This window comes from Sphingomonas sp. BK235, from assembly GCF_004345855.1.
Classification (GTDB): Bacteria; Pseudomonadota; Alphaproteobacteria; order Sphingomonadales; family Sphingomonadaceae; genus Sphingomonas.
The window spans coordinates 1-5,824 of the sequence record NZ_SLXN01000020.1; the positions used below are offsets into that span (position 1 = coordinate 1).

A 5,824-nucleotide genomic window follows, 5' to 3' on the forward strand; every position below is an offset into this window, starting at 1 on the left:
CGTTGCGGCGCGTCACCCGTGTCGACCGCAGAGATGAATGGGCGTCCGAAGTTGGGAGCTGGGCAGTGCGCCGGGAGTGACCGGTTATGGGTCTTCAAGCTCGAATCCGGATTAATAGGCCTGAGGCCCATCATCCGGTGCGGCATCGCCAGGAGTAGGCAGCTTATCTACGCGCTTCACAGGTTGCGACGACTGCTCCCGCAAGTACGACGCGAAGGCTGAGAAGAGGATAATCACGTAGAGGAGGCTAATGCTCACCTGCGCGACTACGATCAATCGTGCAACGTCGGTCTTTGGCGCTATGTCGCCATATCCAATTGTCGCGGCCGTGATCGTGCTGAAGTATATAGACTCAACGACGCCCAAGGGTTTACCCGTTGAGAAGCTCGACGGGGCAATCGAAGAGGTAAATACATAAACGACCGCAAACGCATAATTGAATGCGCTGTAAGAAAGCATCATAGGCACTAGAGCCCATGACGACGGCACGTTCTTATCAGACCGGTAAGGACTATACCGTGCTTGCCGTCGTCGTAATTCTAGCCAAGGCTGATAGGTGTAAAACGCCGCAGCTGAGTCGAGCGCAAAGGTTGCTACCAGCATGAAGAGCTGAATAAGCATGAAAGCACCAAACAAGACTCCGGGCACACCAAAACTCTGCGGGGATTGGGCAGCAAGCATTGGAACTACAAACAGGTAAAACAAAGCCAAAGGTGTAAGAATTGTAAGGGCCACCTTGACCCATACAGAAATTGGTCTTTTTTTGATCGATCGTGTCACGCCGCCTCCTGCCCGTGCGCCACTGCTCCGCACGTTCGTCTTCCATATTCTCGGGCTTGAGACGCGCTTCGGCAAGATCCGGAGGCTACACGCCTCAAATCACCTGAACGAATGTCTGGTTTCGGGAACCGCTCAAGCCGCCCTGAACGTCGGAAAATGGGTCCTCGGCACGAGAGGGCAGGGGGCCGCAAGCGCCCAATTCCGGATGTTTGATGGCGATCGGCGACTTCTCGAAAGCGGTCGCTCGTTCATAAGACGCGTAACGGCTGGAATTGGGGACTTAGCCGTCCGACTGCTTCAAGGTGCGACATGCGGGAAAGCTGCCGTCCTCGCCATCGAGGGCTTGTAGGTTAGCTCGCGCTCCTAGGCTGCAACGCCCATGGACGATGCCGTATCGGCAGACAAATGGTGTGCGCTCTCCAAGCAGTTCTACGAGCAGTTCGACGGCGACGAGCACATCCTGGTGCCTCAGGGCATTGTTATCGAGGGTGATACTGCGTCATGCCACGTATTGATGCACGCGAACCATTTCTACCGGGCAGCCGATGGCAGCCCGTATCAGGCGCTGGTCGGCACCTATGACCTCCGGTTCGCCCGCTCGGCCGGTGGCTGGAAGATCACGGAGTCGGTTCAGGGCGTGCGCTGGACTGAAGGCAATTGGCAGTTCCACAACGACATCAAGGGTTCGCTGGGGAATTCCGACCTGACCTGATCTCAGCGCTTTTCACGCGCCATCGTGGTCGCGCTCTGGCGTGCCCTCCCACGATGGCGCGGGTGCCGGAGCGGGTATCACCCTGCTACTTTCCGACTGGCGGTCTTCGGCGCCGCGTCCTTCCCGGCGATAAGGCTGTTCTCGAGCGCATCCACCAAAACCCGGAGCGCAGGAGACATGTGGCTCTGCCGGGGATAGCAGAGGCAGAAGCCGGGGAACGGCGCGGACCAGTCCTCCAAAAGCGCGACCAGCCGTCCGTCGGCCAGGTGGGCGGCGACCGAGCCTTCCTTGAGAAAGGCGATGCCGACACCGGCAAGAGCCGCGTCGAGGGTGAAGGACCGGCTGCTGGAGATCACGGGGCCGTCGACCGATACGGCGAACCAGCGCCCGCCCTCGTGGAACTCCCATGCATAAGGCGTGCTCTGGCCGGGCCACCGCCACCGGATGCACCGATGGGCGAGAAGGTCTTTCGGAGTTGTGGGCGCACCATGTTCCGCCAGATAGACAGGCGAAGCGACCGCGATCTGCCGGATGTCGCCGCCGAGCGGTATGGCGACCATGTCGCGCTCGATCACCTCACCGATCCGGATCGCGGCGTCATAGCCCTCGGCCACGAGGTCGATGACGGTGTCGTCGATCGTGAGATCGAGCACGACCTTCTGATAGGCCCGGGTGAAATCGTGCAGGATGGGGGCGACGAACAGCTCGGCCGCGGCGTGGAAGCAGTGCAGCCGCAGCGTGCCGCTCGGCTCTCCGCTCTCGGCGCGCGCACTGTTGAACGCGTCGGCAAGCGTCGTCAGCGCTCCCCCGACATCGGCCAGCAAGGCCGCGCCCGCTTCGGTCAACGACACGCTGCGAGTCGTGCGGTTGAGCAGGCGCCGGCCAAGGCGCTCCTCCAGCCCCCGCACGGTCTGGCTGAGCGCGGAAGGGGAGAGGCCCAGGCTTTCGGCGGCACGCGAGAAGCTGAGCTGTTCGGCGACGGCGACAAATGCGCGCAGCGCTCCGAATTCGCTGGGGTGGATCACGCGCGCCTCCATTATGCAGTCAGACTAACAAGCCCGTGTCGATCTTCGCCGATTATCGCCCCGGCTCTCGCTCCTCATATTGGGCCAGAGGAGATCGATTATGAAGACCTGGTTCATCACCGGCATCTCACGCGGCCTCGGCAGGGCCTTGGCCGAGGCTGCGCTCGCCCGCGGCGACACCGTGATCGGGACGGTGCGGGAGGTCGCGCCTGACCTTGCCATCGGCACGGGTGTGCTGCACGTCCTGACGCTCGACGTCGCCGATCCGGCCGCCGTGCGCCGGACCGTGGCGGAGGCGTTCGAATTGGCCGCCCGCATCGACGTGCTCGTCAACAATGCCGGCTACGGGCTCCTTGGCGCGATCGAGGAAGCAGACGACGAAGCGGTGGACCGGCTGCTGAACGTCAACCTGCTGGCCCCGTTCCGCGTCATCAGGGCCGCCTTGCCCGCTCTGCGCGCGCAGGGCGCCGGACACATCCTCAACGTCACCTCGATCGCCGGCCGCGCGCCGATGGCGGGATCAGGCATGTACGCGGCGGCCAAAGGCGCCGTTGAGATGATGTCGGAGAGCCTGGCGCAGGAAATCGCACCGTTCGGGCTGAAGGTAACGGCGATCGCGCCGGGCGGCTTCAGGACCGACTTCCTTTCGGACCATTCGGTCCGCCGTAGCCGCCAAGCTGATGTGTATGCCGCAAGTGTCGGGACGATCCTCGGTCACTTCGATGAGGTGGCAGGTCGCCAGACCGGGGATCCCGCAAAGGCGGCGACGGCGATCCTGAAGCTCGTCGATGCGCCGGAGCCGCCGCTTCATCTCCTGCTGGGCAGCGACGCGCTCCGCCGCGCGCGGGTGAAGCTGGACGCCGTGATCGAGGAGATCGCCCGCTGGGAGGATGTCACCCGTTCCACCGACTTCGGGGAGACTTTGTCGTGACGGCGCTACCGGCCCCCTGGAGCCTCAAAGGTAAGGTCGCCATCGTGACCGGAGCAGCGCGCGGCATCGGCCGGGCCACCGCGGAATTGCTGCAAACGCGCGGTGCATCGGTCGTCGCAAGCGACCTTTCCGACGCGGTCCATGAGCTCGAGGGCAATGGCTGTGCGACGCTGACCGGCCATGTCGCCGACGAGGCGGTCGCCTGCCGGACGATGAAGCTGGCGCAGGACCGCTTCGGGCGGGTGGACATACTCGTCAACAACGCCGGACGGACGCTCAACCGGTCGCTGCTCGACACCAGCGTCGAAGAGTTCGACGCCGTCCTAGCGACGAACGTGCGGGGTGCCTTTGTGCATTCTCGCGAGGCGGTACGCGCTATGCTCCAAGGTGGCGGCGGAGCGATCGTCTCGGTCGCCTCCATCGCGTCGGTCGTCGCGATGAAGGACCTCGCCGCTTACGCTGCCTCAAAAGGGGCGATTGCTCAGCTCACGAAGGTGATCGCCGCCGAGTACGGCACCAACGGCGTCCGATCCAACGTCGTCGCCCCGGGCGTGGTCGAGACCGACATTCTCCAGTCGACCGGCGTCGAAGACAGCCGTTCGGTGCTCGCCAGTTATGGCGACGTCCATCCGATCGGACGGGTGGGCCAAGCGCACGAGATCGCCGAGGTGATCGCCTTCCTGGCCTCCCCCGCCTCGAGCTTCATGACTGGCGCGATGGTCATGGCTGATGGCGGCTACACCACCCTTTGATCCGGAGTTTCTCTCATGACCAAGTCTATCCTAATCGTTGCCGCCGAGCGCGGCCTAGGGCTCGGCCTCGCCCAGCAGTTCTTCGATCGTGGTTGGTCCGTGGTCGGCACCGCGCGGCCCGCCGCAGACGCCGCCGACCTGGAAGGCGTTGGGGCGGCAGACCCCGCCCGACTGTCTGTTGCGACCATCGACGTGACGCAAGCTGACGCGATCGCTCCCTTCCTGGCGGAACTTGGCGAGCGCCGCTTCGACGTCATCTACTTCAACGCTGGCATCTGGGGTGCCGCGCATCAGAGCGTAGCCCAGGCTAGCAATGCAGAGTTGGCCGAGATCATGCTGACCAACACGTTCGGCCCGATCCGCCTCGCCCACCGGCTGCTCGACCATCTCACGCTTGGCGGCACCTACTGCTTCATGTCCTCGCATCGCGCAAGCATCGCGATCAATTTCGAAGGCGGGCTCGAACTCTACCGGGCCAGCAAAGTCGCGCTCAATATGCTCGCGCGAGGGTTATGGGCAACCAATCGGGAACGTGCTATGACTGTGTTGTCGATCCACCCGGGCTGGGTGAGCACGGCCATGGGTACGTTGGACGGCACGGTGGAAGCCGAGATGGAGCTGGAGCCGAGCGTGCGCGGCGTTGCCGATGTGGTGGAGCGGCACATGGGCTCCGGAGACAACCTTTATCTCGACTGGCGTGGTGAAAAACTCGACTGGTGAGGCATCGTGTCAGGGCTGGCTCAGGGTCAGCGGTCTTGCGGAAGTTGCTCGGGCAGGTCGCTGGCCGGCCTGTTCTACCGAACTTCAGCTAGACGTTGCAGCCCGGCCGTTTGTAGGCATCGATGTCCGGTGCATCTAAAGTGCCGACGTCCCGGTGCTACTATAGGTCGCCGGTTCTGCGACAACGTACGATCGATCTGTCGTGACGTTTCCATCAGTCACCTGTCAGATGTCCTAAAGCAGACAACTGCCGCTTGTCGTGCCACCAACGAATCGAGAACGAGGGTGTAGCGGGGAAGCTGCGCGGTTTGGAACAAGCTACGCCGCTCAAGTTCTGGCCGGTGTGCCGGGGAGCCGGTTCACCGGCGCAGGCGTTCTCGGCTGCCGGCGTAGCTGTCGCGAATGTCAGATGTGAAAGTAGGCGATTTCAACGCACAACTGCGACACCCAATTTCCGCGTTAACGGTGTCGCTCTGTGAGAAGCCGGTGCTCGGCCCTTTCAGCTGAGCCGCAGCCAACCGCTCGGCCGGATGGCGGCTTTTGGGGAGCGGAAAGCCGGGCCTGAATGCCTTATCATGGGTCGATAGCTGCCGACCACCAAGCTTGAACGAAGGGCCGCTTACGTCGATTGGCCGACGAAGCGGCCGGGCTGCAATCCTGCCAATCGGGCCAACCGGACAGCGGCGCGAACGTCCGGGAGGCCCGATTGGCGAGATGAACAAACGATCGGAGTTGGGAGGGCGCCAGGTGGCCCTGAGTGACCGCTTCTGGGTCCTCAGCACGAGAGGGCAGGGGGCCGGAACCGCCCAAATAGCGGACATCAAGTGCCCCGGCGACGCACGACAGCTTCCGAGCCAATGGCGGTCACAGCCGAGGCAAGTTGCTTATCTCGGGGGCAACATTC

Annotated in this window: 6 protein-coding genes; 4 read left to right on the forward strand and 2 right to left on the reverse strand. The window is 63.2% G+C overall.

The window, feature by feature from the left end; genetic code table 11:
• Positions 1–111 precede the first annotated feature (111 nt).
• The gene (locus EV292_RS22330; protein ID WP_132911480.1) at positions 112–780 is read right to left on the reverse strand and encodes a potassium channel family protein; all 669 of its coding nucleotides are present in this window, start codon (positions 778–780) and stop codon (positions 112–114) included.
• A 379-nt stretch (positions 781–1,159) separates the two neighbouring features.
• Between EV292_RS22330 and EV292_RS22335 the strand changes: the two genes are divergently transcribed.
• The gene (locus tag EV292_RS22335) at positions 1,160–1,492 is read left to right on the forward strand and encodes a nuclear transport factor 2 family protein (protein ID WP_132911481.1); all 333 of its coding nucleotides are present in this window, start codon (positions 1,160–1,162) and stop codon (positions 1,490–1,492) included.
• 77 nt (positions 1,493–1,569) lie between these two features.
• On the opposite strand, the gene EV292_RS22340 is transcribed toward EV292_RS22335, so the two are convergent.
• Positions 1,570–2,517: a LysR family transcriptional regulator gene (locus EV292_RS22340; RefSeq protein ID WP_207913553.1), complete on the reverse strand. Its 948-nt coding sequence runs from the start codon at positions 2,515–2,517 to the stop codon at positions 1,570–1,572.
• Positions 2,518–2,617: 100 nt separating this feature from the next.
• On the opposite strand from EV292_RS22340, the gene EV292_RS22345 reads away from it, so the two are divergent.
• The 3 genes from EV292_RS22345 to EV292_RS22355 are packed head-to-tail and all read left to right on the forward strand — an operon-like array spanning position 2,618 to position 4,920.
• The gene (locus EV292_RS22345; protein ID WP_132911483.1) at positions 2,618–3,448 is read left to right on the forward strand and encodes an oxidoreductase; all 831 of its coding nucleotides are present in this window, start codon (positions 2,618–2,620) and stop codon (positions 3,446–3,448) included.
• Positions 3,445–4,200: an SDR family oxidoreductase gene (locus EV292_RS22350; RefSeq protein ID WP_132911484.1), complete on the forward strand. Its 756-nt coding sequence runs from the start codon at positions 3,445–3,447 to the stop codon at positions 4,198–4,200. Before EV292_RS22345 ends, EV292_RS22350 begins: the two co-directional genes overlap by 4 nt.
• 15 nt (positions 4,201–4,215) lie before the next feature.
• Positions 4,216–4,920, forward strand: a complete 705-nt coding sequence (locus tag EV292_RS22355) for an SDR family oxidoreductase (protein WP_132911485.1) — start codon at positions 4,216–4,218, stop codon at positions 4,918–4,920.
• The last annotated feature ends 904 nt before the right edge of the window (positions 4,921–5,824 follow it).

Coding starts and splice junctions, on each gene's coding strand:
- EV292_RS22345 (WP_132911483.1), top strand. CDS start 2,618: ATGAAGACCTGGTTCATCACCGGCATCTCACGCGGCCTCGGCAGGGCC.
- EV292_RS22335 (WP_132911481.1), top strand. CDS start 1,160: ATGGACGATGCCGTATCGGCAGACAAATGGTGTGCGCTCTCCAAGCAG.
- EV292_RS22355 (WP_132911485.1), top strand. CDS start 4,216: ATGACCAAGTCTATCCTAATCGTTGCCGCCGAGCGCGGCCTAGGGCTC.